The organism is Paenarthrobacter nitroguajacolicus (assembly GCF_029952445.1).
In the GTDB taxonomy this organism is placed as follows: Bacteria; Actinomycetota; Actinomycetes; order Actinomycetales; family Micrococcaceae; genus Arthrobacter; species Arthrobacter nitroguajacolicus_B.
In genome coordinates this window covers 26,308-50,616 of sequence record NZ_JAQPPK010000016.1, presented here as the reverse complement: position 1 = coordinate 50,616, position 24,309 = coordinate 26,308, and the positions used below count along the sequence as shown (strand labels likewise).

The 24,309-nt window shown below is 61.9% G+C and carries 21 protein-coding genes; 9 read left to right on the top strand and 12 right to left on the bottom strand.

Going from position 1 to position 24,309, the window contains the following annotated elements:
• Positions 1–190 precede the first annotated feature (190 nt).
• The 6 genes from PJL15_RS13235 to PJL15_RS13210 form a co-directional block, all read right to left on the bottom strand.
• A complete protein-coding gene (locus PJL15_RS13235; RefSeq protein WP_281451601.1) occupies positions 191–1,912 on the bottom strand; it encodes a urocanate hydratase in 1,722 nt (573 codons plus the stop codon).
• Positions 1,913–1,950: 38 nt separating this feature from the next.
• On the bottom strand, positions 1,951–2,862 hold the full coding sequence (locus tag PJL15_RS13230) for an ABC transporter substrate-binding protein (RefSeq protein WP_281451600.1): 912 nt from the start codon (positions 2,860–2,862) through the stop codon (positions 1,951–1,953).
• A gap of 79 nt (positions 2,863–2,941) precedes the next feature.
• Complete coding sequence (locus PJL15_RS13225; protein ID WP_281451599.1) at positions 2,942–3,694, bottom strand: ABC transporter permease; 753 nt, start codon at positions 3,692–3,694, stop codon at positions 2,942–2,944.
• Positions 3,655–4,305: an ABC transporter permease gene (locus PJL15_RS13220; protein WP_281451598.1), complete on the bottom strand. Its 651-nt coding sequence runs from the start codon at positions 4,303–4,305 to the stop codon at positions 3,655–3,657. The genes PJL15_RS13225 and PJL15_RS13220 overlap by 40 nt, the downstream gene beginning before the upstream one ends.
• Positions 4,302–5,408, bottom strand: coding sequence for an ATP-binding cassette domain-containing protein (locus PJL15_RS13215; RefSeq protein ID WP_281451597.1), 1,107 nt, complete (start codon positions 5,406–5,408; stop codon positions 4,302–4,304). The genes PJL15_RS13220 and PJL15_RS13215 overlap by 4 nt, the downstream gene beginning before the upstream one ends.
• Positions 5,405–6,091 carry an IclR family transcriptional regulator gene (locus PJL15_RS13210; protein WP_281451596.1) on the bottom strand — a complete coding sequence of 229 codons (687 nt, stop codon included), beginning with the start codon at positions 6,089–6,091 and terminating at the stop codon, positions 5,405–5,407. Before PJL15_RS13210 ends, PJL15_RS13215 begins: the two co-directional genes overlap by 4 nt.
• A 245-nt stretch (positions 6,092–6,336) precedes the next feature.
• Between PJL15_RS13210 and PJL15_RS13205 the strand changes: the two genes are divergently transcribed.
• The 3 genes from PJL15_RS13205 (at position 6,337) to PJL15_RS13195 (ending at position 10,691) form a co-directional block, all read left to right on the top strand.
• A complete protein-coding gene (locus PJL15_RS13205) occupies positions 6,337–7,536 on the top strand; it encodes an allantoate amidohydrolase (RefSeq protein WP_281451595.1) in 1,200 nt (399 codons plus the stop codon).
• A complete protein-coding gene (locus tag PJL15_RS13200) occupies positions 7,533–8,888 on the top strand; it encodes a formimidoylglutamate deiminase (protein WP_281451594.1) in 1,356 nt (451 codons plus the stop codon). Before PJL15_RS13205 ends, PJL15_RS13200 begins: the two co-directional genes overlap by 4 nt.
• Positions 8,889–9,218: 330 nt before the next feature.
• Positions 9,219–10,691 (top strand): sugar porter family MFS transporter, encoded by a 1,473-nt coding sequence (locus PJL15_RS13195; protein ID WP_281451593.1) that lies wholly within the window; start codon positions 9,219–9,221, stop codon positions 10,689–10,691.
• 59 nt (positions 10,692–10,750) lie between these two features.
• Here PJL15_RS13195 and PJL15_RS13190 read toward each other — a convergent pair whose 3' ends face one another.
• The 3 genes from PJL15_RS13190 to PJL15_RS13180 all read right to left on the bottom strand — a co-directional run bounded on the left by PJL15_RS13190 (position 10,751) and on the right by PJL15_RS13180 (position 13,078).
• Positions 10,751–11,989 (bottom strand): MFS transporter, encoded by a 1,239-nt coding sequence (locus tag PJL15_RS13190; protein WP_281451592.1) that lies wholly within the window; start codon positions 11,987–11,989, stop codon positions 10,751–10,753.
• 50 nt (positions 11,990–12,039) lie between these two features.
• A complete protein-coding gene (locus PJL15_RS13185) occupies positions 12,040–12,483 on the bottom strand; it encodes a MarR family winged helix-turn-helix transcriptional regulator (RefSeq protein ID WP_281451591.1) in 444 nt (147 codons plus the stop codon).
• A 124-nt stretch (positions 12,484–12,607) separates the two neighbouring features.
• The gene (locus PJL15_RS13180) at positions 12,608–13,078 is read right to left on the bottom strand and encodes a GNAT family N-acetyltransferase (protein ID WP_281451667.1); all 471 of its coding nucleotides are present in this window, start codon (positions 13,076–13,078) and stop codon (positions 12,608–12,610) included.
• A gap of 136 nt (positions 13,079–13,214) precedes the next feature.
• Here PJL15_RS13180 and PJL15_RS13175 point away from each other — a divergent pair, with 136 nt between their 5' ends.
• From PJL15_RS13175 to PJL15_RS13160, 4 genes are read left to right on the top strand one after another with little or no spacing between them, the layout of a single operon-like run.
• Complete coding sequence (locus tag PJL15_RS13175; RefSeq protein WP_281451590.1) at positions 13,215–13,544, top strand: PadR family transcriptional regulator; 330 nt, start codon at positions 13,215–13,217, stop codon at positions 13,542–13,544.
• Position 13,545: 1 nt separating this feature from the next.
• On the top strand, positions 13,546–13,911 hold the full coding sequence (locus PJL15_RS13170; protein ID WP_281451589.1) for a DUF1048 domain-containing protein: 366 nt from the start codon (positions 13,546–13,548) through the stop codon (positions 13,909–13,911).
• Positions 13,908–14,693 (top strand): ABC transporter ATP-binding protein, encoded by a 786-nt coding sequence (locus tag PJL15_RS13165; RefSeq protein WP_281451588.1) that lies wholly within the window; start codon positions 13,908–13,910, stop codon positions 14,691–14,693. Before PJL15_RS13170 ends, PJL15_RS13165 begins: the two co-directional genes overlap by 4 nt.
• The gene (locus tag PJL15_RS13160) at positions 14,690–15,454 is read left to right on the top strand and encodes an ABC transporter permease (RefSeq protein ID WP_281451587.1); all 765 of its coding nucleotides are present in this window, start codon (positions 14,690–14,692) and stop codon (positions 15,452–15,454) included. Before PJL15_RS13165 ends, PJL15_RS13160 begins: the two co-directional genes overlap by 4 nt.
• A gap of 86 nt (positions 15,455–15,540) precedes the next feature.
• Here PJL15_RS13160 and PJL15_RS13155 read toward each other — a convergent pair whose 3' ends face one another.
• Entirely contained in the window at positions 15,541–15,759 is a 219-nt protein-coding gene (locus PJL15_RS13155; protein WP_281451586.1) for a hypothetical protein, read from the bottom strand.
• A 216-nt stretch (positions 15,760–15,975) separates the two neighbouring features.
• On the opposite strand from PJL15_RS13155, the gene cycA reads away from it, so the two are divergent.
• A complete protein-coding gene (cycA, locus tag PJL15_RS13150) occupies positions 15,976–17,436 on the top strand; it encodes a D-serine/D-alanine/glycine transporter (protein ID WP_281451585.1) in 1,461 nt (486 codons plus the stop codon).
• Between the two features lie 78 nt (positions 17,437–17,514).
• On the opposite strand, the gene PJL15_RS13145 is transcribed toward cycA, so the two are convergent.
• Both PJL15_RS13145 and PJL15_RS13140 read right to left on the bottom strand, forming a co-directional pair.
• The gene (locus PJL15_RS13145) at positions 17,515–21,732 is read right to left on the bottom strand and encodes a DUF7507 domain-containing protein (protein WP_281451584.1); all 4,218 of its coding nucleotides are present in this window, start codon (positions 21,730–21,732) and stop codon (positions 17,515–17,517) included.
• Between the two features lie 153 nt (positions 21,733–21,885).
• Positions 21,886–23,460: an RNA polymerase sigma factor gene (locus PJL15_RS13140; protein WP_281451583.1), complete on the bottom strand. Its 1,575-nt coding sequence runs from the start codon at positions 23,458–23,460 to the stop codon at positions 21,886–21,888.
• A 160-nt stretch (positions 23,461–23,620) separates the two neighbouring features.
• On the opposite strand from PJL15_RS13140, the gene PJL15_RS13135 reads away from it, so the two are divergent.
• Positions 23,621–24,298 (top strand): hypothetical protein, encoded by a 678-nt coding sequence (locus PJL15_RS13135; protein WP_281451582.1) that lies wholly within the window; start codon positions 23,621–23,623, stop codon positions 24,296–24,298.
• Positions 24,299–24,309: the final 11 nt, after the last annotated feature.

Sequence of the window (24,309 nt, the reverse complement as noted above, 5' to 3'; positions counted from 1 at the left end):
CGTGCTAATCAGTTTCCGGCGCGAAGCGGACCGGGTTCCAGCCCTCCGGAGAAGGCTGGACAGGAAGTTGCCGGCTGCTTCGGACCGTGGACCTGGGTTCACGTTGACGCGGCTCCGGGCCTGTTCGCTCCATTTCGGCCCGACAGTCCACTTCAGCTCGGGAACCGGATGTGATGGTCATTGGTGTTGCCTACTTCTCGTTCATGGGGATGCGGACGCCGCGTTCGTTGGCGACTTCGATGGCGCGGTCGTAGCCGGCGTCAGCGTGGCGGATGACACCCATCCCGGGGTCGTTGGTCAGGAGCCGCTCAAGTTTCTGCGCCGCGAGCTCGGTCCCGTCAGCAACGGAGACCTGCCCGGTGTGGATGGACCGGCCAATCCCCACCCCGCCACCGTGATGGATCGACACCCAGGTAGCACCCGACGAGGCGGCGGTCAGGGCGTTCAGCAACGGCCAGTCAGCCACCGCGTCCGAACCGTCCTTCATGGACTCGGTCTCCCGGTACGGGGACGCAACCGAACCCGAATCCAGGTGGTCACGACCGATCACAATCGGGGCCTTGACCTTACCCTCAGCAACAAGCTGGTTGAACAACAACCCGGCCTTGGCCCGCTCACCATACCCAAGCCAGCAAATACGCGCCGGCAGGCCCTCGAACTCCACCCGCTCAGCAGCGGCATCAATCCACTTATGCAGGTGCTTGTTCTCCGGGAACAACTCCTTGATCGCCTCATCCGTGACACGGATATCTTCCGGGTCCCCCGACAGCGCGACCCAACGGAACGGGCCCAGCCCCTCACAGAACAACGGACGAATATACGCCGGAACGAACCCCGGGAACTCAAACGCCCGGTCATACCCACCCTTACGGGCCTCATCACGGATCGAGTTACCGTAATCAAAGACCTCAGCGCCGGCGTCCTGGAACTCCACCATCGCCTGCACATGCCGCGCCATCGACGCCTGCGCCTTCTTCGTGAACCCTTCCGGGTCCGCCTCGGCCTCGGTGTGCCACTCCGCCACCGTGATGCCCTCGGGCAGGTACGACAACGGATCATGGGCACTGGTCTGGTCCGTGACCACATCAAAAGTGATCTCCCCGGCCCGGTGACGGGCCAGCAGTTCCGGGAAGACCTCCGCGGCGTTCCCCACATACCCCACCGACCAGCCACGACGCTCAGCCTTCGCCGCCTGAACCTTCGCGATCGCCGCATCCAGATCGGTCTCGACCTCATCAAGGTAGCGTTTACCCACACGGCGGCGCAGACGGGACTCATCGACGTCCACGATCAAGCACGCACCATCATTCAACGTCACGGCCAGCGGCTGGGCACCGCCCATGCCACCACACCCACCCGTCAACGTCAACGTCCCGGCCAGCGGACCCTCAGCCGAACCCTCCGGCGCGGCCGCGATCCGGCCCTCCGCGGCGAGCTTGTTCCCCACCGCGGCGAACGTCTCGTACGTGCCCTGCAGAATCCCCTGGGTACCAATGTAAATCCACGACCCAGCAGTCATCTGCCCATACATCATCAAACCCTCAGCCTCGAGCCGACGGAACTCAGGCCACGTCGCCCAATCCCCCACCAGATTCGAGTTCGCCAACAACACCCGCGGCGCCCACTCATTCGTGCGGAACACACCCACCGGCTTACCGGACTGGACCAAAAGAGTCTCATCCTTCTCCATGGTTTCCAACGTCTTCGTGATCGCATCAAACGCAGCCCACGACCGCGCAGCACGACCAGTACCGCCATAAACCACCAGGTCGTCCGGACGCTCGGCAACCTCCGGATCCAAATTGTTCATCAACATACGCAACGGCGCTTCAGTCTGCCACGACTTGGCAGAAAGCTCAGTACCCCGGGCAGCCTTGACCGGACGGGCTCCTGTAGTGAAATCGGCAGTCATTCTCTTACTCCTAAAAAGTTCGGGCAGAACAGCGTGTCCTAGCCAAGGTTCTTGGTCTTGAGCCATTCCTTGGCGATTTCGCCGATGTCCTCGAACTTGGCTACGCGGCCGTTCATCTTGATGAGGTCCTCAGTCGTGAGGGCGGCAGAGACCTTGTCCAGCGTTTCCTTGACAGTCGCCGTGGACTTCTTCTGGTTGATGACCGGAACGATGTTCTCGGAGAGGAAGAGGTTCTTGTTGTCCTCAAGTGCCACAAGGTTGTTCTCGGCCAGCGCCGGGTCCGTGCTGAAGAGGTCCGCTACCTGGATCTGACCCGAAAGGAGGGCGTTCAGCGTGAGCGGCCCACCGGCGTCGAGCGCTGAAAATTCCTTGAACTCAAGGTTGTAGACGGACTTCAGGCCGGCGACGCCGTTGAGGCGGGTCTTCCACTCCGGCGGACCACCCAGGACCAGGTCCTTGGCAACAGGCTGGAGGTCCTCGATGGTTTTGAGCTTGTACTGGTCGGCGATGTCCTTCTTGACGGTGAGGACGTCCTTGTCCTGCGCGTCGGAGGCCTCCAGGACAGTGAGGCCTGAAGGGATCTTGGTGGCAAGCTCCTTCTCTACTTCCTCAGAGGAGACCGCCTTGGTGGCGGAATCGAGGTACTGGAGGAGCGCTCCGCCGTATTCCGGCATGAGGTCGATGGAACCGTCCTTGAGGGCGGGGATGGTGACTTCGCGGCTGCCGATGCTGGGCTTCTCTGAGACGTTCACACCCTTTGCCTTCAGGGCTTCCGCGTAGATCTTGGCGATCAGTTGGCTTTCCGGGAAGTCTGCGGAACCAACAATGATGCTGTCGCCCGAGGCCGCGGCCGCGGTGTTGGAGGAGCTCAGGGGATCTCCGCCTCCGCAACCGCTAAGGGTGATGGCGGCAACTGCCGCGAGGGTGAAACCGGTGAGGTACTTCTTCATGTCAACTCTCCTGGAAGGGGGCGCCGCAGGGCATGCTGTGGCCAGGTGGGGGTGGGGGGAAGTGCAAAACGGGAACTGGCTAGACCGTGATGGGGGTCTTCACGGGTTCGGCTGCAGGAGCCGACTTGATGGTGCGCCGGGTCAGTCCGGGTGAGACCACGCGGCGGGTGATGAAGGCGAGGAGCTGGTCGAAGAACAGTGCCAGCAAAGCCACCAGGATTGCGCCTGCAACCATCTGGCTGTAGTCGTTCTGGGCCTTGCCGTCGATCAGCAGGCGGCCAAGGCCGCCGAGCGAAATGTACGCGGCGATGGTCGCCGTCGAGATGATTTGCAGCAGTGCGCTGCGGATACCGGACAAAACCAGCGGAAGCGAGCACGGCAGCTGGACATCCGTCAGGATCTTCATGGTGCGGAAACCCATGCCTTTTGCGGCGTCGACGGCGGCAGCATCCACTGCGCGAACGCCGGCATAGGTGTTGGTCAGGATCGGCGGAACCGCCAGCAACACCAGCACGATGAGGCTTGGGAGGACGTAACCCATGCGGGACGGGAACGCGGGCGAAATGAGCAGGACCAGGAGGATCAGCAGGCCGACGCTCGGAAGTGCACGGAGCGCGTTGGCCAGGCCGGCGATCATGAAGACGCCCTTGCCGGTCACGCCTATGTAGATACCAAGCGGCACCGCGATGATGGCAGCGATGGCCAGTGCGATAAGGGAGTAGAGGAGATGCTCGCCGATCAATGTCGGGATGCCGTCCGCACCACTCCAGTGCTTTGGATCGAACAAGTAGTTCACGATGCCACCACCTTGGGGGTCCACGGTGTCAGCCACCGGTTGAGAAGGATGATCAGCCCGTCCAGGATCATGGCCAGGACCACGCAGAGCACGATGCCGGCGATGATCGGCGTGTAGAAACGGAGCTGGAAGCCCTGCGTGAAGAGCGAACCAAGCTGCGGGATTCCCAACAGTGCAGCCACGGAGACCAGGCTGACGTTGGAAACCGCGGCGACACGCAAGCCGGCACAGATAACCGGGACGCCCACGGGGAGCTCAACCTTCAGGAGGCTCTGGTAGCCGCGGTAACCCATGGCCTTGGCAGCTTGGACCGTGTCCTCCGGGACGGAATCCAGTGCATCTGCCACCACCCGGACCAGCAAAGCCACGGTGTAGACAGTCAGTGCGGCAACGATGTTCAGCGGGTCCAGGATCTTGGTGCCGAGGACCAGTGGGAGCAACACGAACAACGCCAGGGATGGAACGGTGTAGAGGAGCCCGGCGACGCCTACCAACAACGGGTAGATGCGGCGGCTCCGGTGTGCCCACCAGCCCAGGGGCAAGGCGATGAGCAGCCCCAGGATCAGCGGGGTGACGGCCAGCAGGACGTGCCAGCCGAGCAGGAAGACAATGTTGTCGGACTGGCGGCCAAGCCATTCAAAGTTCATCGTGCCGTCTCCAGGTGTGGCTCGGCTTCAATGGCCTTGACCACGTCCGTGGCGGTGACAGTGCCGATCAGTTCGCCGTGCTCATTGACCACCACACCCCGCCTGCTCGGCGAGGACAGGGCCGCATCCAGCAGTTGGCGCATTGTTCCGGAAGCCGCAGCCGGGATGCCGCTGAGGTTGAGATTCTCCCGCTTGACCTCGCCGTTGAGAAGCTCAGGCTGCGTCCAACCGAGAGGCTTCCTGCCGCCGTCGACCACCAACACCCAAGCACCCGACGCCTTGGCGCGGGCTTCCTCCGCCGAAGCGCCGAGTTGGACTACGGATTCTTCGCCGATCGATACGGCCCCGGCTGTCTTGGTGAACCCCAGGGAACGGTAGCCGCGGTCGCGGCCCACGAAATCGGCGACGAACTCGTCGGCGGGCGAGGTGAGCAATTCGGACGGAGTGGCCATCTGGGCAAGCTTGCCGCCAACACGCATCACGGCCACCTGGTCGCCGAGCTTGAGTGCTTCGTCGATGTCGTGCGTGACCATGATGATGGTCTTTCCAATCTCGCGCTGGAGGCGCAGGAACTCCTCCTGCAACTGGGCGCGGACCACGGGGTCAACGGCACTGAACGGCTCATCCATCAGCATGAACGCCGGATCCGAAGCGAGCGCCCGGGCCACTCCGACGCGCTGCTGCTGGCCACCGGAGAGCTGCCACGGGTATCGCTTGGCGAAGCTCGCGGGAAGCCCTACCCGCTCCATCAGCTCAAGGGCCTTGGTCCGGGCCTTCTGGCGGCTCTCGCCCAGCAGGACGGGCATGGTGGATACGTTGTCCACGATGGTCTTGTGCGGGAAGAGGCCTGCGTGCTGGATCACGTAGCCAATCCTGCGTCGCAGCAACGCCGCGTCCATGCCGGACGTGGGCTGGTCGTCCAGGTAGATGGTGCCGCTGGTGGGTTCGATGAGGCGGTTGATCATCCTCAATGAGGTGGTCTTGCCGCAGCCCGACGGGCCAACCAGGATGGTCAGCTTGCCGGTGGGCGCCTCCAGATTGAGGCCGTCGACGGCGACGGTGCCATCGGGGTAGGCCTTGGTGACATTTTCAAACTTAATCATTTTGCTTCCATGCTTTCCTGGGGTAGCTCATGGTTTTCGGTGGTCAGGGTGAGGACGTTGTCAGCTTCCTCCACCAGTTGCTGGCCGATCTTGAGGGCCTTCAGCTCATCCACGCGATAGCTGGGGGCGACGACGCTGATCGAAGCCACCGTCCGTCCTCCCATCACTACCGGTGCCGCAATGGCCGTTACGTCGTCCTCCACACCGCTGCGCACCACGGCAAAGCCACGCTCGGGCTGTTCGCCCTTGAGTACCTGGCCGGAAGCTGTTCCTTCGAGCGGGATGCTCCTCCCGACCCAGCTGGAGTGCCTGATCGAGTGCGTACCCTCGACGATCGCGATGTAGATTCCCGTGTCCCCAACCCCGGGAATACTCAGATAGCAGGATTCGCGCGTTGTTGCCACGAGGCGTTTCATGGCCGGTGTGCACAACGAGACGAGTGATTCCTTGCCGAGCGCGAGCGCACCCAGCTGGATGATGCTGGCCCCGGGACGGAAGTTGCCGCCGTCGTCCCTCGAGACAAAACCGCTGCCTTCAAGGGTCCGGAGGAGCCGAAGGGCCGTGCTGGGCGAGAGGTCGACGACCCGTGCCGCGTCGCTCAGCGCAATGGCTCCCTCGGAGCACACAGCTCCCAAGAGGGCGAGCGCTCGCTCTACCGTCCGGGTCGAAGAATCTGCTGCCATTGCTTGGCCTGCTTTCAAGTGGTCTGAATCACCATGTCTTGCCACTAAGTAAAAAGCACTTTTCACACCATGGCAACAGTTTTTCGTAAATTTCCCGGGATTCCGGGAAATATGTCGTCCTGGATCACTACCGTGTGACGCCGATGTTTCCGGCCCGTTAAATACCGCCAAACTAACCCCAGACCCTTGCCATGTGGTGGCATCTGCTTTTTACTTGGTGGCAGTCACCAACATCGGAGGAACACGTGGAAACCGTCAATCAGCTCCTTGACTCGATCAAGGACGTAGGCCGGGATGGTGTGCGGGGAGGCTACTCCAGGGCCGTCTATTCAACACCGGAACTCGACCTTCGTGAGTGGTTCAAGGAACAGGCAGCTCATCGCGGCCTGGGCGTCGAGACAGACCGTAATGGCATCATCTGGGCCTGGTGGGGTGAACCGCAGGACGGCGCCCTTGTCACGGGGAGCCACCTTGACTCAGTCCCTGGCGGAGGCGCATTCGACGGACCGCTCGGCGTTGCCTCCGCGCTGGCCGCCGTCGACAATCTTAAAAGCCGCGGACTTCAGCCAGGGCGCTCCCTGGCCGTGACCGTTTTCCCCGAGGAAGAAGGGTCCCGCTTCGGCGTGGCATGTCTGGGCTCCCGGCTCCTGACAGGGGCCATCGACGCCGACAAGGCGCTGAACCTGCGCGATGCCGACGGCGAAACGTTCGCCGACGTCGCACGGTCCAATGGCCTGGACCCCCAACACGTCGGCGCAGACCCCGGAGCGTTGGCCCGCATCGGCGATTTCGTTGAACTGCACGTCGAGCAAGGCAAAGGACTGGGCCAGGATGGCCCGGCCATCGCCGTCGGAAGTTCCATCTTGGGCCACGGACGATGGAAGATCAGCGTCAGCGGCCAGGGAAACCACGCAGGCACCACGCTCATGGCGGACCGCGCCGATCCCATGGTGGCCGCTGCCCGGATTGTCCTGGCCGTGCGCGACACCGCAGCCAAAGAACCGGATGCCCGGGCAACCGTGGGACGCTTGACGCCGGTTCCGGGCGGCACCAACGTGATCGCATCCCGAGTGGACCTGTGGCTTGACGCCCGCCACCCGGACGATGCAGTGACCGCGCGCCTTATCGAAGCGATCTACGGCGCGGCGCAGGAAGTCGCGGCCGGTGAAGGCTGCACCGCGACGCTCACCGAAGAGTCGTATAGCGGAACCGTCCACTTTGATTCAGGGCTGAGCCGACGAATCGCAGGTCTTTTGCCCGAAGCGCCGGTGCTGGCGACAGGCGCGGGGCACGATGCGGGCGTCCTGGCCGGATACGTGCCCTCGGCCATGCTCTTTGTCCGCAACCCCAGCGGGATCTCGCATTCGCCTGAAGAATACGTTGCCGACGAGGACGCCTCATCCGGAGCCGTTGCCCTTGCCGACGTTTTGGAGGGCCTGTTGTGAGCACGTTCTGGTGCGAGACCGCCATCATTGCGTCCCTCAGCGGGTCAGGAGTGCCGGAGGCCGCGTCCGGCGTGCGCTTGGAAACCCGGGACGGCCGGATAACCAGTGTCACAGCCAATGTCGAGCGGCAAGCCGGCGATACAAAGCTGCAGGGCGTCGTCTTCCCCGCTGCTGCAAACGCCCACTCGCATGCCTTCCACAGGGTCCTTCGTGGCCGGACCCACGAAGGTCGCGGAGATTTCTGGGTCTGGCGCGAGCAGATGTACACGAGCGCCTCGGAGCTGACTCCGGAGAAATACGAGAAGCTTGCCACGGCCGTTTTCGCGGAAATGGTTGTCACCGGCTTCAGCAGCGTCGCAGAGTTCCACTACGTCCACCACCAGCAGGACGGCGCCCCCTACCCGGAAGCCCATGCCATGGAACTGGCACTTGCCCGGGCGGCGATGTCCGCCGGCATCCGCCTCACCCTCTTGGACACCCTGTACCTTAACGGCGGCATAGGATCACCGCTTAGTCCGGAACAAGCACGGTTCGGGGACGCGGATGTGCACGCCTGGCTCCGCCGGCTTGACTCACTCCGTAATGCCATCGCAAAGGACTTTCCAGCAGATCGCGTGAGCGTGGGGGCAGCGCTGCACTCTGTCCGGGCGGTGCCCGAAGAGGATCTGAAGGTTGTGGCCGCGCAGCTGCCCACAGACATTCCCCTCCACATCCACCTGAGCGAACAACCTGCAGAAAACCACGCCTGCCTCGAGGCTTACGGCACCACCCCTGCCGGCCTTTTGGCCCGCAATGGGCTGCTGTCCAGCAGGCTTTCAGCCGTCCATTCCACGCACCTGACGCAGGAAGACATCGCTTCCCTCGGACAAGCCGGCACCACAGTGGTGATGTGCCCGAGCACTGAGGCCGACCTTGCGGATGGAATCGGTCCGGCACGGCAACTTTCCGACGCGGGAGCAACGATCGCCCTCGGGACTGACCAGCACGCCGTGATCGACCCATGGATCGAAATGCGCACGCTTGAACACGGGGAGCGGTTGGGCAGCGGCCAGCGCGGAAGGTTCACACCGCAGGAATTACTGCAGGCCGCAACGCACGGGGCTGCACGATCCATGGCCACCCCCGTTGCCAAGCCCGCGCTTGAGGTGGGCAGCGTCTGCGATCTCATGGCCATCGATCCCGCCTCTGTCCGCACTGCCGGGTCCCGTCCGCTGCAGATGGCGTTCAGTGCAACGGCCAGCGATGTCACCGAGGTCGTCATCGGCGGAGAATTGATCGCCTCGCGGGGCGTTCACAGCCGCCTCGGCCAGCCGGGGACCTTGCTGACGGACGCCCTGAAGGAGCTCTCCTAGCGCCACATCCGCGGCCCTGAAGCGTCCGACGGCGGCCCTTGGGTTTGACGACTGACCCAAGGGCCGCCGTCGTGCTTTGTGTTCAATAAGTTGATTCAAAGGAGGGACGTGAAGGCCCCAAGCCCCCTATTGACCCCTTTCAGGGAACGCGCAGCGGGTGCCCAGGGCCGCATGGGTTAAGAAAGTGAATGCATGTCACGTCCATCACTTGACTGGAACTTGGCCGATATGACGTGCCACACTGTGTAGCGCGAGTGCACCGGCGTCCCCGTCGGAACAGCCGACGACGTCACGCACTGCGATCCCACACACCGTTCCCGAGGGAGACCCATGTCCAGTCCCAGCACCGATGCCGGCGCACCCCACGTTTCCCGGAAAGTGATCGGCCTGGCCGTCGCCGGTGCAGTAGGTGGCTTCCTGTTCGGCTTTGATTCGTCCGTGGTCAACGGTGCAGTGGATGCGATGGCTGGCGAATTCGCCATGAGCGAGGCACTCACCGGATTCGCCGTTGCAGTAGCGTTGCTTGGCTGTGCCGTTGGCGCCTATTTGGCCGGCAAGGTTGCCGACCGCTACGGCCGCATTCCCGCCATGAAAATCGGCGCACTGCTCTTCCTGGTGAGCGCAGTTGGAACCGGCTTGGCGTTCAGCGTATGGGACCTCGTCTTCTGGCGACTGGTGGGCGGATTGGGCATCGGTTTGGCGTCCGTTATTGCCCCTGCCTACATTTCGGAAATCTCCCCACGGCACGTTCGCGGCCGTTTGGCCTCGCTCCAGCAGCTGGCCATCACCACGGGTATTTTTGCAGCGCTGCTCTCCGACGCGGTCCTGGCCAACTCGGCCGGTGGTGCGGGCGGCACGCTGTGGCTGGGGATTGAGGCGTGGCGTTGGATGTTCATCGCTTGCGCAGTCCCTGCCGCCGTCTATGGCTGGATCGCCTTCCGACTACCGGAATCACCACATTTCCTGGTGCTCAACGGCAAGGAAGACCAAGCCCGCACCATCTTCAACCGGCTCATTCCGGGCGACGACATCGACCGGCACATCCGCGAAATCCGGGAATCCATCCAGCAAGAGAAGCTCTCCACCAAGAAGGGCTCACTGCGCGGCAACAGGTTCGGCCTCCTGCCCGTAGTGTGGATCGGCATCATCCTGTCCGTGCTGCAGCAGTTTGTTGGCATCAACGTGATCTTCTACTACTCCACCACATTGTGGAAGGCCGTCGGATTCCAGGAGAAGGACTCCTTGACGATCTCCGTTGCCACGTCCATCACGAACATTCTGGTCACCCTCGTAGCCATCGCACTGGTGGACCGAATCGGCCGCCGGCCCATCCTGCTTACCGGCTCCATCGGCATGGCAGTATCTCTTGGGGTCATGGCACTGGCCTTCTCTTCGGCCGTTGGCTCGGGTTCCGAGATCACCCTTCCGGGCGCGTGGGGGCCCATCGCCTTGGTCGCGGCCAACGTGTTCGCGATCAGCTTTGGCGCCTCGTGGGGACCGCTGGTGTGGGTACTGTTGGGCGAGATCTTCCCCTCCCGCATCCGCGCACGTGCTTTGGGCTTGGCCGCCGCAGCGCAGTGGATCGCGAACTTTGCCATCACGCTGAGCTTTCCCATCATGGCGGCAGGTTCGCTGCCGCTGACGTACGCCATGTACGCAGCGTTCGCGGCGGCGTCGTTCTTCTTTGTGATGTTCAAGGTTCCCGAGACGAACGGCATGTCCCTGGAGCAGGCTGAAACCCTGTTCGTTCCGAAGGGCGCTCCTGTGGCGCCGCTTGCGGTCACCTCGGACGAGAACAACTAGCAAAACGAAAAAGCCCGGCGGATCACAAATCCGCCGGGCTTTTTTGGTTCTACAGCCTGCTACACCAGGTGCGGTTCGTGCGACGACAGGAACTTCCGGCCGCCGAAAGCGATCAGGATGGCGACCACCATGGCCACCGCACCGGCAAAGAACGGAACCTGGGGCCCGAAGTGCTCGCCGAGCTGTGCAGCAGCAAAGGGAGCCAGCGCCCCGCCCATCCAGCGGACAAAGTTATAGCCAGCCGAAGCAACCGGACGCGGCGAATCAGAGACACCCATGGCCAACTCCGTGTAGACCGTGTTGTTGATGCCCAGCAATGCACCAGCCACGATGACAAGTACGACGACGGCAGTCACCGAGTGCCCGGCTGCCAGTCCCAGCCCAATCAGGTCCAGCATGAGGACGGCCAAGGTACCGGTCAGGACCTTTACCGCGCCGAAGCGCTTCTGCAGCACGGGTGCAACGAAGACCGAGAACACAGCCACCGCAACACCCCAGCCAAAGAAGACTCCACCGATGCCGTAGGCATCCATGCCGAGAATGAAGGGCGTGAACGCAAGAATGGTGAAGAAACCGTAGTTATAGAAGAGGGCACTGGCGGCCGTGGTGCGAAGGCCCTTGTGCCCGAGAGCCAGGAGCGGATCCCGGAGGCGGGACTTCTTCGCCGGTGCTGGCGTTTTGGGCAGCAACGCCAGGAGGGCGATAAACGCTACGGCCATCAGGACAGCCGTACCGAAGAACGGTGCACGCCACTGCCACCCACCGAGGAGGGCACCCAGCAGCGGCCCGAGCGAGATGCCGAGTCCGAGGGCTGCCTCGTAGAGGATGATCGCGGTGCCCGTTCCGCCGCTGGCCACCCCCACAATCACAGCCAAGGCAGTCGCGACGAACAACGCGTTGCCGAGACCCCAGCCTGCGCGGAAGCCGACAAGCTGCTCGACGCTGCCGGAAAGGCCGGACAACGACGCGAAGACCACAATGATCGCCAAGCCGATGAGAAGCGTCTTCTTCCCGCCGATCCTTGAGGATACGAAGCCGCTGATCAACATCGCTATCGCGGTGACCAGGAAGTAGCTGGTGAACAGCAACGACACTTCGCTGGTGGACGCTTGAAGGTTTTTGGCGATAGCGGGAAGAATCGGATCCACCAGCCCGATGCCCATGAAGGCAAAGACTGCGGCGAGGGCTGTTGCCCACACTGCCTTGGGCTGCTTGAGGAACGAGGCTTTCTCGGCTTCGAGGGTGTTTTCGACGGTTGTTTCGGCGCTTGCTGAAGCGTCAGCCAACTGGCGTGACATTCAATTGCTCCTTGTTGATACGTGATTGTGGGTCGGTGCGTAAATTCTGCTTAGTTCTGGAATGAGCTGTTGATCTTGCTGATGACAGGGAGTGCCGCCGCCAGCGCCTCCACTTCCTCAGTGCTGAGGTTCTGCAACAACTCGGCCACCATGGCATTGCGCCGTTGGTTGGCAGATTCGACGGCGGCGGTCCCGGATTCGGTGATGGCCACCTGTACCGCGCGGGAATCGTCCGGGTCGGGTTGACGGGTCACCAGGCCGGCGCGCTCGAGCTTGATGATCTGCTCGGTTGCACTCGGTACCTTGATTCCCAGGTTCTTGGCGATGTCTCCAACACGAAGGCCGGAGTGGGAGATCATCGAGAGCAGGCTCAACTGTGCGGCTGTGAGTTCGCCCTCCGGATCCAGACGACGGAACATGTAGACCCCCAACCGGAGGGCCTCGCGAAATTCCTGCGCGAGGTCAATGAGAGTGGGACTGAAGGTACCGTTCATATTTAGGTAGCCTAATAGTTAGGGACCCTAATAGTCAAGTGCCAGCTCCGCCCAACTAAGTAACAGCACATGTCCCAATGGGCACTCATTGCGACGTTTGCTGTTGCCTACTTGGGTGGGCGCGTTAGAGCGTCAGCTTCATGCCCTCGTGGCTGGCGACGAACCCGAGCCGCTCGTAGAAGCGGTGCGCAGCAATCCGGGATTTGTCCGTCGTGAGCTGCACCAGCGAACAGCCACGCTCCCGGGCCCGCCCTATCGCCCACTGGATCATGAGCGCCCCAACACCCTGCCCGCGCAGCTTCCCGGATACCCGAACGGCCTCGACTTGAGCACGCCAGGACCCTTTGCGGGACAGGCCCGGGAGGTAGCTGAGCTGGAATGTTGCCACCACGTCACCATTGAGTTCGCCCACCACCAAAAGGTGCGCCGGGTCGGCGTCGATCGCGTCAAAAGCCTTCTCGTAGGGCTCCGGGTCGTCGGCACTTTCGCGAATGGCGCCCAGCTGGTCATCGGCGAGCAACCCGAGGATTTGCGGTAGGTCACCCTTCCGGGCGCGCCGCAGGCTGAAGGTTCCACCCTCGACGGCGGCAGTCATCAAAGCGGTTGCGTCAGGTTCCGTAGTCACCACCCCAGCTTGCCATTTTTCTTGGAACTCAGTGTTGCTAAGTACCGGTACTTAGTTCTACTATGTAGTGGTAGCTAGTAATACTGAGTAGCGAGGGAGGTGTCCGATGGGCAAGCAAATGACGGAGATGCTCAAAGGCACACTGGAGGGCATCGTTCTTGCCCTCCTGACCGGGAAGGCGGCGTATGGATACGAAATCACCACGCTGCTCCGGGAGCAGGGTTTCACCGAGATCGCTGAAGGCACCGTGTACGCGTTGCTGGTCAGGATCGAACAAAAGGGCCTCGTGGACGTTGAAAAACGGCCGTCCGAAAAAGGCCCGCCCCGCAAGGTGTACACACTCAACGAGCAGGGCAAAAACGAACTGAACGAATTTTGGAACACATGGAGCTTCTTGTCCGAACGGATTGAAGAGCTCCACAAGGAAGGAAAATAGCATGGCCGCAAAATGGATCGAACTGGTCACCGGATCACTCGAGCAGAAGAAGCAGTACAAGCAAGCCAAAGCCCGTATGGATGCCTTGCCTGAGCCCTACCTCAGCGTGGCCACCGCCTTCAACCGCTACCTGATGTACTACGGCGGCGTTACCGAGGGCGACACCATGGTCCAGATGTTCACCGACCTGGCCGACCTCTGGGAACGGGCCGCAGTGGATGGAACTTCCGTGAGCGAAATGGTCGGCGACGATCCCATCGAGTTCGCCGAGACCTTCGCGCAGGCCTATGGGGGCAAGCGCTGGATCGACAAGGAACGCGAGCGCCTCAACAAGGCGATCGACAAAGCGAAAGAAGCCGAATCATGACTACTGCGGCAATCCAGGTAAAAGGCATTGAAAAGTCCTACAAGGATCTCCACGTACTCCGCGGCGTTGATTTCGAGGTAGCGCCGGGCAGTATCTTCGCCCTCCTCGGATCGAACGGAGCAGGCAAGACCACCATGGTGAAGATCCTGTCCACGCTGCTCAAAGCGGACGGCGGGCAGGCCGCCGTCGACGGTTTTGACGTAAACGGCGAGTCGCTCCAGGTGAGGCAGTCCATCAGCCTCACCGGGCAGTTCGCCGCGGTGGATGAGGTCCTCAGCGGCAAGGAGAACCTCATCCTGGTTGCGAAACTCCGCCACCTGAAGAACCCGGCCGGGATCGCGGACGACTTGCTGGCGCAATTCAGCCTGACCGACGCCGGGCCGCGGAAAGTAGCGACGTACTCCGGCGGCATGAGGCGTCGCCTGGACATTGCCATGAGCCTGATTGGCGACCCGAAGGTGATCTTCCTGGATGAACCCACAACCGGGCTGGATCCGCAGGCGCGCGTCGAGGTGTGGCAGACCGTCAAGGATCTCGCCCGGAACGGCACAACAGTGCTGCTCACCACCCAATACCTCGACGAGGCCGAGCACCTGGCCGACCGCATCGCGATCCTGCACAAGGGCACGATCATCCAGAACGGCACGCTCGACGAGCTCAAGCGGCTGCTGCCGCCGGCCGAGATCGAGTACGTCGAAAAGCAGCCCTCACTCGAAGACGTCTTCCTGGCGCTCGTCGGCGAGAGCGCTGAAGAGCAGAAAGAACAGGAGTCATCCCGATGAGCACTCACGTCATCAGCGATACCCGCGTCCTCACCGGCCGCTCGCTTCGCCACATCCTGCGCAGCCCCGACACAATCATCACCACCGCGGTCACGCCGATCGCACTGATGCTGCTGTTCGTGTACGTGCTTGGCGGCGCGATCAATACCGGATCCGACGAGTCGTACATCAACTACATGCTCCCCGGCATCCTGCTGATCACCATTGCCTCCGGCATCGCCTACACCGCCTACCGCTTGTTCCTCGACATGCAGGGCGGCATCTTCGAGCGCTTCCAGTCCATGCCGATCGCGCGGTCTTCGGTTCTCTGGGCGCACGTGCTCACCTCACTGGTGGCCAACCTCGTCTCGGTCGCGATCGTCGTCGGAGTGGCCCTCCTTATGGGGTTCCGTACCGGAGCATCCGTAGGCGCCTGGCTAGCAATCGCCGGCATCCTGGTCCTGTTCACGCTCGCCCTGACCTGGTTGGCCGTGATCGCCGGGCTCTCGGCGAAAACGGTCGACGGCGCCAGCGCGTTCAGCTACCCGTTGATCTTCCTGCCGTTCATCAGTTCAGCGTTCGTGCCCACCGCGACGATGCCGGGCCCGGTGGCCTGGTTCGCCGAAAACCAGCCAGTGACCTCGATCGTGAACTCCATTCGGGCCCTGTTCGCGCAAGAGCCTGTGGGCAGCGACCTCTGGGTTGCCCTCGCTTGGTGCCTTGGCATCCTGGCTCTCGCCTACGCCTTCGCCATGGCCGCATACCGGCGGAAGATTGCCTAAGCGCACACCGGCCTAAGCTCCCTTTTCCACAAGGGAGCTTTCGCCATGCAGGTCGCTTATCCCCTGCCTGAGGTTTCCTTCACCGTTCACCGCAACCTGATAACGGCCAGCCCGATGACGCTGGCCGCTGCGGCCAGGAAAAAGAAGAGCACCAGCAGTGGACTGGACATCCCAGGGAAAAGCGGGTTACCACCGGTCAGGAAGACCGAAGCCAATAGGCCCACCATCGACACACAGAATGCCAGCGCGAGCACTTTCTGCCTGCGGTCCTGGCGGGTCATCGGCGATCTATTTGAAGTAGCCACCTGCGCATTCTATCGAGCTGATGGAACTCAAATTGACAGGTTTGTAAACAACAACGGCTTGACGGTTCACTGCGTCGACCTCCTTGCGCGGGTCAGGGAGCTTTCGCCATGCAGGCCGACTGGCCATTTGTCAGACATTAGCTATAGCTTTATCGAACCAGATCTGTAACGGCCGTCACCTTTTTGACGGTTCTTCCGAAGGGTTCTTGAACACTAATGTCCGACCAGACAACACAGGGACGGCTCCGCGCCTCCAGCAGGGACAGCGAGCCGCACCTGGCACGCTCGCTAAGCAACCGCCACATCCAACTCCTGGCCATCGGCGGCGCCATCGGAACGGGCCTGTTCATGGGCTCCGGCAAAACCATTTCCGTCGCGGGCCCCTCCGTGATCTTTGTGTACATGATCATCGGCTTCATGCTCTTCTTCGTCATGCGTGCCATGGGGCAGCTCCTGCTGTCCAACCTGAACTACAAGTCCTTCAGCGACTTCGCGGGCGACCTCCTGGGCCCGTGGGCCGGCTTCTTCACCGGCTGGACCTACTGGTTCTGCTGGGTGGTCACAGGCGTAGCGGACGTCATCGCCATCGCAGGCTATGCCAACGAACTCTGGCCGGGAATCCAGCTGTGGATCCCGGGCCTGGCCACCATCATCATCCTGCTCCTGCTGAACCTGCCCACCGTGAAGGCATTCGGCGAGACCGAATTCTGGTTCGCGCTCATCAAGATCGTGGCGATCGTGGCGCTGATCGTCGTCGGCCTGGTCATGATCTTCACGGGATTCCAGTCCAACGCAGGCACGGCCAGCTTCACCAACCTTTGGAGCCACGGCGGCTTCTTCCCCAAGGAGTTCATGGGCTTCGTGGCCGGTTTCCAGATCGCCGTCTTCGCATTTGTCGGCATCGAACTGGTGGGTACGGCAGCCGCTGAAACCAAAAACCCCGAGCACAACCTGCCCCGGGCCATCAACGCGATTCCCCTGCGCGTGATGCTCTTCTATGTAGGCGCCCTCATCATCCTCATGTCTGTCACTCCCTGGACTGAGTTCAAGGCAGGCCAAAGCCCGTTCATCGCCATGTTCTCCCTGGCTGGCCTTGGCATGGCGGCCACGGTAGTCAACCTCGTGGTCCTCACGTCCGCCATGTCCTCGGCGAACTCCGGCATCTACTCCACGTCCCGCATGGTCTACGGTCTGGCCAACGACGGCGACGCGCCCAAACTCTTCGGCCGGCTCTCCAGCCGCAAAGTACCCCAGAACGCACTGTTCCTTTCCTGCGTCCTGTTGCTGGCCGGCGTCGCGCTTCTCTATGCGGGCAAGGACGTTGGCGTCGCGTTCGACATGGTGACCACAGTTTCCGCCGTCTGCTTCATGTTCGTGTGGTCCATCATCCTGGCCAGCTACCTCGTGTACCGCAAGCGTCGCCCTGAGCAGCACGCGGCATCGCCCTTCAAGATGCCCGGCGGCATCCCGATGGTGTGGGTGGTGTTCGCCTTCTTCGCGTTCCTCGTCTGGGCGCTCACCACCCAGCCCGACACCCTCACGGCGTTGCTCGTGACCCCCATCTGGTTCGCGATCCTCGGCGTCGCCTACGCCGTGGTGCGCAAGTCCCCGCTCCACCAGGCCCGCGTGGCCGAGTGGAAGGCGATGTCGGAAGCGGAAACGGCGGCAGCGCGCTGACCTTTCGCACGCAAAAAAGGCGCGACGTCGCCACCCGGCTGGGTGACGACGTCGCGCTTTCACAGCAACGCGCCTGGTTTAGGCCCTCTTGCGTCGTCGGCTGGCAACCAGTGCCAGACCGCCGGCCGCCAGAAGCAGCACTGCACCCACGAGCGAGGCAACAACGCCAGCTGATCCGGTGAAGGCCAAGTGTTCCCCATCAGCAGGAGGCGTCACGGGGGCCGGCTGGATCACCAACTCGGCGGAGTCGCTTCCGCCAGGCCTGTCGCCGTCGATACCCTCAGCGGAAGCCACAGCCACGTTGACGTACGACTTCGTTACGTTCGCCTGCGCCACGACCCTCGTCACCGTCTCACCGGGAGCAAGGCTGGCAACGGGCTCGACGTCCCCAAGGGCGGGGTCATCGAAGCGAACGTCGGTGAGGGTGGTGTTGCCGGTGTTTGTCACGCTCAGCTGCCAGTAGGCGGTTGCTCCGGCGTTGACCGTCACTTTCTTGGTCCACGGGCCGTTCTCCCCGCTGGAAACGAGCTTGGTCAGCTTCAGTCCAGGGCTGGCACCGAAGTAGTACGAGTCATCCGAATCGCTGAGGTCAGCGCCACCATTTGGATCCTTGGCGGACGCCGTCACAGTGTTCTTGTACTGCCCTTCAACGGCTTTACCTGCCGCGGACAACTCAACAGAGGCACCTGGCTCCAACGACGCAACTGTGTCAGAGAAGACCGTGCTGCCAGCGGCGTCCTTATCAACAACCAGGACATTCTTCAGTGCCACGTTCCCGGTGTTGGACACTGTGTACGTCCACTTCACGTCACTGCCCGGTACCAGTTGCGGACCCGGAGCAGCATCAACGTTCTCACCATTGGTGGTCTTCACAACAGACACCCCGCCGACAGCACCGAAGTAGTACGAGTCATCCGAAGCACTCACATCAGAACCACCATTTGGATCCTTCGCAGAGGCCGTCACAGTGTTCTTGTACTGCCCCTCAATAGCCTTGCCCTGAGCGGACAACTCGACAGAGGCTCCCGGTTCCAGGGAAGGAACCGTGTCAGAGAACACCGTGTTGCCAGCGGCATCCTTATCAACAACCAGCACATCCTTCAGAGCGAGGTTGCCGGTGTTGGTCACCGTGTACGTCCACTTCACGTCACTGCCCGGTACCAGTTGCGGACCCGGAGCTGCATCAACGTTCTGGCCGTTGGTGGTCTTCACAACAGACACTGCCGCTTCGCCGGTGAGGTACCACGAGTCAGCCGTTGCGGGAGCGGGCTGCTGGGCCAACGGGACGCCGTCCTTGTCGGTGGCAGTTCCTGTGGCCGTAGCGGTGTTGTGGTATTCGCCAGCTATGGCCTTGCCGCTGGCAGTGAAAGTCCGGGTATCCCCCGGAGCAAGTGGACCTGTGTCACCGGACGTCGGAGTCAACGTCCCGGCACTCCCATCCCCCGCCGTGAAGGCGTCAGAAACAGCAACGTCTGCCAACGGGGTGTCTCCGGTGTTGGTTACCTCATAGGTCCACGTCACATCGGAGCCGTTGGTCACGATTGCGCCAGGCGCAGCTGTGTAGACCTTGCCGTTGGTCTTCTTCACGATTCCCAGGGCCGGTTTGCCGGAGACATTGACAGCCGCTTCGTTGGATGCGAACTGCACGGATGCACCGTTGTAGGTACCCGTTGCAGATACAACGTTGGTGGCCTTTTGACCGTACCCGGGAGCGCCCGCCACGGTCGTAGGAACAACCAGGGTGAAGTCGTCCCCGGAATTCAAAGCCGCGAGAACCACCCGGAACGCCGTTGCGTTGGCCGGGTTGGTGGTCCAGGTGCCGGTAGTGGCATCCGTGGCATCGGTTGAGTATTCGATCGTTGCCCCCGCAGGTGCACCGGTAACGGCGCCGGAAAGCACGACGTCGAAATCGTCACCTGTTGCTGTTGCCGGCAAACGATCAAACAGGGTGATACCGCCCACCGCATTGGGCAGGACGTTACTGACATAAACCTGCCAGAACGCAGCCTTGTCAACGGTGGTGTCCAAAGCCCATGGGCCCGTTGCCGTGGCGCTGGAGAGCTTACCAATCAGCAAGCCGCCGGCAGTGTTGATTGTTGTCAGCGTGCGGGCTTTGGCAATTGAAGGACGTGCAGCGTCGAAGTTGTAAACGTCGTCGCTGAAGAAGGGACCGTAACCGATCATGGGTACAGTGCTCGCCCCGGTTCCGCCGTCCGCCACGCTGATGAAGCGGGGGTCACCGGTGTAGGCGAAGGATTCCACAGGCACCGTTGAAGCGTTGGGATCGTAGGCCTGGGCGAGTGCCTTGACGGGAATGTCGTACTGCCAGCCCGTCCCTTCGACGTAACGGTCCGAAGCCTCGCCAGGCACGCGCATGGGGGTGATCTGGGTGAACGTAAAGGTGATCACCTGCTGTTCACAACCGTTTGCGTCTTTTACCCGCTGCGTTGAATCGACAGTCACGCCGCTACCGATGGCCGGGGTCGGATCCACTCCGGCAACCGATGGCGCGATAGGCGTAATTGCCTTCGTCGGGTCATAGGCGATCCCGCACGGAAGGACTACCGACATTTTGGCGTCTTTGTAGGTCTCGGAGGGGTTCTGGTTCGTTATCCCGGCCCTGTAGGTTCCCGAGTCACCAACACTGAGGACACTCGGACCAGCGACGTTGGTGTTCAAATAGACCGAATCCACCGGCGTCTTGACGTCTGTTGCCTCGGCCTGGATGGTCCCTACATCAAGTGTTGCCGTGTTGGAGACCGGACCAGGTGACGTCCCCGCCACAGCACTCGTGGGGAAGACGCCGTCCTTGATGTCACGGAAAACGGACTGGCTTCCGACGGTTACGCGGACCTCGGAGCCAACAGAGACTGTTTCGGCTCCGGGTGCGACGGAAATCCGCCAACCTGTCAGTACTGAACCCTGGGGCAGCTCCAGGACGTTGTTGGTCTGGATGCCTGAGTACCTGGTGGAGCCTTCCGATTGCACCAAGAGGTAGAGATCAGTGCCAGTGGTGGCATTCTGGGGCGTGAAAGTCTGCCAGTTCGCTGAGGAGTTGGTCTGGTACTCCAGCGTGTACGGCAGATTGTCGCCAGCCAATTTTGAATTAAACACTGCATTCAAATAGGCCACGTTGTTGTGCTGGAACCAGTCTTCCGAGGCTGAGCCGGTGGCCCCCGTGTCAGTCACGGCAAGGAAGTCGGCCGCCGGATCCGTCCCTTGGCCCAAGTACGAGGCGTTAACGTAGGTATTTCTGTAGATGTAGCCAGCAGAGTAGGGTCCCGCTGAAGATTTCTCGATGACGGCAGAAACACCTCCCACCGGCACAAAGGCAGGACCTTGCACGGACGCCGGTTTGCCCGCATGGGCTACACCGTTGGCGTCGGTGGTTTCGAGGTTGACCTCGTTGATCGGAGGCCGCTGGCCGTCCTCCCAACCTGCAACGCTCGATGGGTACTCGACCGTAAGCCAGATACTGGAGCCCGCTCGATCCACGCAGTAAGTGGAAGGGTCGTACCGGGTGTCGTTGGTCCACGTCGCCGTTGGCCAAGCGCTGGTGTCCCAGGTACCCAACTCTGTAGAAGACGAAAGGAGCTTGGCCCCGACGGGAAGGACATCAGTCAGCTTCTGGGTGTAGGCCGCAAAATCCGACCCCGGCTGTCCGGAACACATGTTGAACTTGTAGGTCACCACGCGGTTGGTGCCACCGGTAATGACGTAGAACGATTTCGATGCGCGGAAATCATTGGTACCGGTCACGGAGGTGTGAGCAGGAGCGGAGGTTACGGCCCCGCCCGGTCCACCTGAGCCACTGATGACGGCATCAAGGGGGAAGCCCTCATACTTCAGTTCCCTGTCCATCTGGGCAACTGTGTACACGACGCTGAGCAGGTCCTGCGTTGTGTCTTTCAGGTTCAGGGTGAGTACCCGGGTGGCGGCATCGTACGTGTAGCCGAGAACGGGTGAAGATTCCAGAGTGGAGACACCGGCAAAGGTTGTACCCTGCGGAAGCGTCGTTGTGAGCACTACGCCGCTTGCCGGGTGCGATGAATCGACACCGTTAAAATCCAAGGTGGCGGTGTAGTTGTAGTTCTGGCCCAGGGGAACTGTTGCGGGAGCCGACAAGGTGAGCGTGAAGTCTCCGGATGCCGCCATGGCCGGGGAACCGCCGAGAAATGATGCTCCGGCGGCCATCACTGCAGCGAGCAGGACCGCCAACAGCCGAACGACACGTATGCCTGCACCTCTTTCCCGCCTTCGGGGGCTGGAACTGCCCCGTGACCGTAAAGCAATCATGTAAAGCTCCTATGTTTGTGTCGGGGTCCCCGTCGCCTCGCGAATGTTCACGCGTCCGGGAGATTCAAGGAAGTTAGGAGGATGAGCTTTGGAGCTCTCCAACCCTCAGTAGTACGCGGCAACCAAAATCATGACGGTCCTGCCGCCAGGTGCTTAGGCAGGGAGCTGACGCGCTCCGTTGGCAGGCGTCAGGCCCTGCCCGGTGAGGTGGTAAGTGAGCTGGGCAGGTGGGGACGATCCCGCAGTGTCCAACGACAAGGCGAATGACAGGTCCTCCCTGTTGGCCGCCCGCGTCGTGCACGTTATTGTCGCGGCCATTGGTGAGAAGTCGGGGCAAAGCCATCCTGGCGGTGTCTTGGGAGCCGAAGGGAACCTCACCCCCTTGTCCACGGCAAAAGTCACTGTCGCGTCCGAAAGGCCGATGTCCCCGACCACCAGGAAATCAACGTAGATTTGCATCGTGCTGGCGGCCGGATCAGTGGACACGACGCCGCTGCTTGGGAGCACCATGTTGGTAGAAGGGGTGGCTTCACCGGGCTTTGCCGGTGGCAGCTGCGCGGGTGCGACCGGTGATGGCGGCTCCGCAATCGGTGGCTTTGCCGGCGCGGGCTCTGCTGCCGGCGGCAGTGCCGGGGCAATGGCAGGGGCGGGTAGGAGGGATTTCACGGAGGACCGGTCCGGGACCTGCGCTGGTTGGGTTGGTGCCGGCTGGGCAGGCGACGGCGGGGCGTTGCTGCCCGTGTTGGCCGCCGGAGGCAGCCCTTGCGTCTCGGGCCTGTTCGGCTGAGGTTGCATGAACACCAGACCCATCAAGACCACGGCTCCGACCACCAGGCCAACTATGGTCCGTGCAACAGCAGCCGCATCCGCACCCGGGAAAAGGCTCCTGATCTTTCCCGCAAGCCCTGCTGCATGCAGTTGACCCACCGGGAAGCCGGCGATCGCGGGGACAAAGGCTCTTCCAAAGCCTGAGTGGACATCAGTCAGGTGAAGGAGGAGCGCCGTGCACTTCACACATTCCCGGGCATGTTCGGCAAGTTCGTTCCGCTGCTTCCGCCCCATTCCCTTCTTGCTAAGAGCTGCCGCTGTTGCCGCATAGCTTGCACACTTGTCTGTACCGGTGGCCTGATGGTGGGCGTCCAGGTAGGAACGCCGCAATCCTTCTTTCGCCCGGATCAGCAAGGCGGAGACGGCGTTGGGTGAGAGGCCAAGAAGAGGCCCCACCTGGGCCGGTTTCATCCTTTCGACTTCCGAATACCAGAGCACTGCCTGCCAGCGCTCAGGGAGGGTCGCGAAGGACTCCGCAACCATGTCCGTCTCAAAGGTTCTTTCCATCGGATTGTCGTCTTCAACGCTCTGGTCCAACAACCAATCATTGTCCGTGGCCAGCACCTTGGAGGCCTTTTGGTTGCGTCGATGGGATTGCCGGGTCACTACCGAGAGGATGTAGGCACGGAAGAATTTGTCCGGCCCCCTCCCCTTGCTCAGATGTTCCAGGGTGGAGGCGAAGGCCTCGGCAACCATGTCCTCGGCATCACTTGCGTTATCCACATGACGCTGCGCCACCTTCGTGACAGACAGGACGTGGCGCCGGTAGAGTTCGGAATAGTACTCGGTTTCCCCGGCCCGAACGCGGCCAATGAGGTAGGCGTCGCTGTGCTCGAGCCCCTCATCCGTGGCCGCCGTTGCCGACGCCGACAACCCGATTTCCTGTGTTTCATCCTTCACATCCATTAGTGCACGTGGGACGAAATAATGACGGACCGCCCTGGAGACGGGTCTTCACGTCAGGAAAAGCTTGGGGTTGCACTACTACTACGTGAACCTACTCAGCATGTTGTTGCGTCGCCCACACCCCTCGGATCCCGTGGCACTTTTGAGCCGATGGATGGACAGCAGTCTGCATTCCGGTTGGCGGTATGCAGAAGATTGGGACATCCCCGAGGCCCGGGATTTCGCCTTCGCTGCTGTCAGGAAGGTCAGCCTGCGTGAGCCGGCCAGAAGTTTGGGGTACGCCAGGTCGTTTCAAGGTGCGGGCATCACGGAAACAATCCAGGATCTGCTCAATTTTTACGAAGCGACTTGGGGGCGTCCATCGGCGGATGTCATCCAAAGCCTGGCGGAGGGCTGGGTGTCGGGATCAGAAAGGAGCACCCCTGAGTCATGTACGGACGCGCTTACGGGTCTCAGTACGGCAGCCCACTTCAGTCGGGTACTTCACGACGCCTATGAGTCCGGAATCGAGGATCCCTCGCGCCTTCTCATCGTCAAGATCAAGCTTCCGGCCCTCCCCACCGGCGCCGCCAGGATGTATGCCTTCCTGGCACAGCTTGGAGAGGCCTGCCAGGAAGCATTCAAAGGCAGCGGTGCAACGGTCGCCTACGATCGAAGCGCCGTCTTGATCCTCACGGCCCGCACCCATGATGGGTACCTTCGCGCGTTCTCCTGCCGTGCTGCCATCATGAATCTCCTCCAAGGAGACTTTGAGGCCGCCGAGATCAGCTACCAACCCCTGCCCGAAAATGCCAGCGGGCTTCTGGAGCTCATCGCGGGTCTTTCCGAGTAGTGGCAGCACGG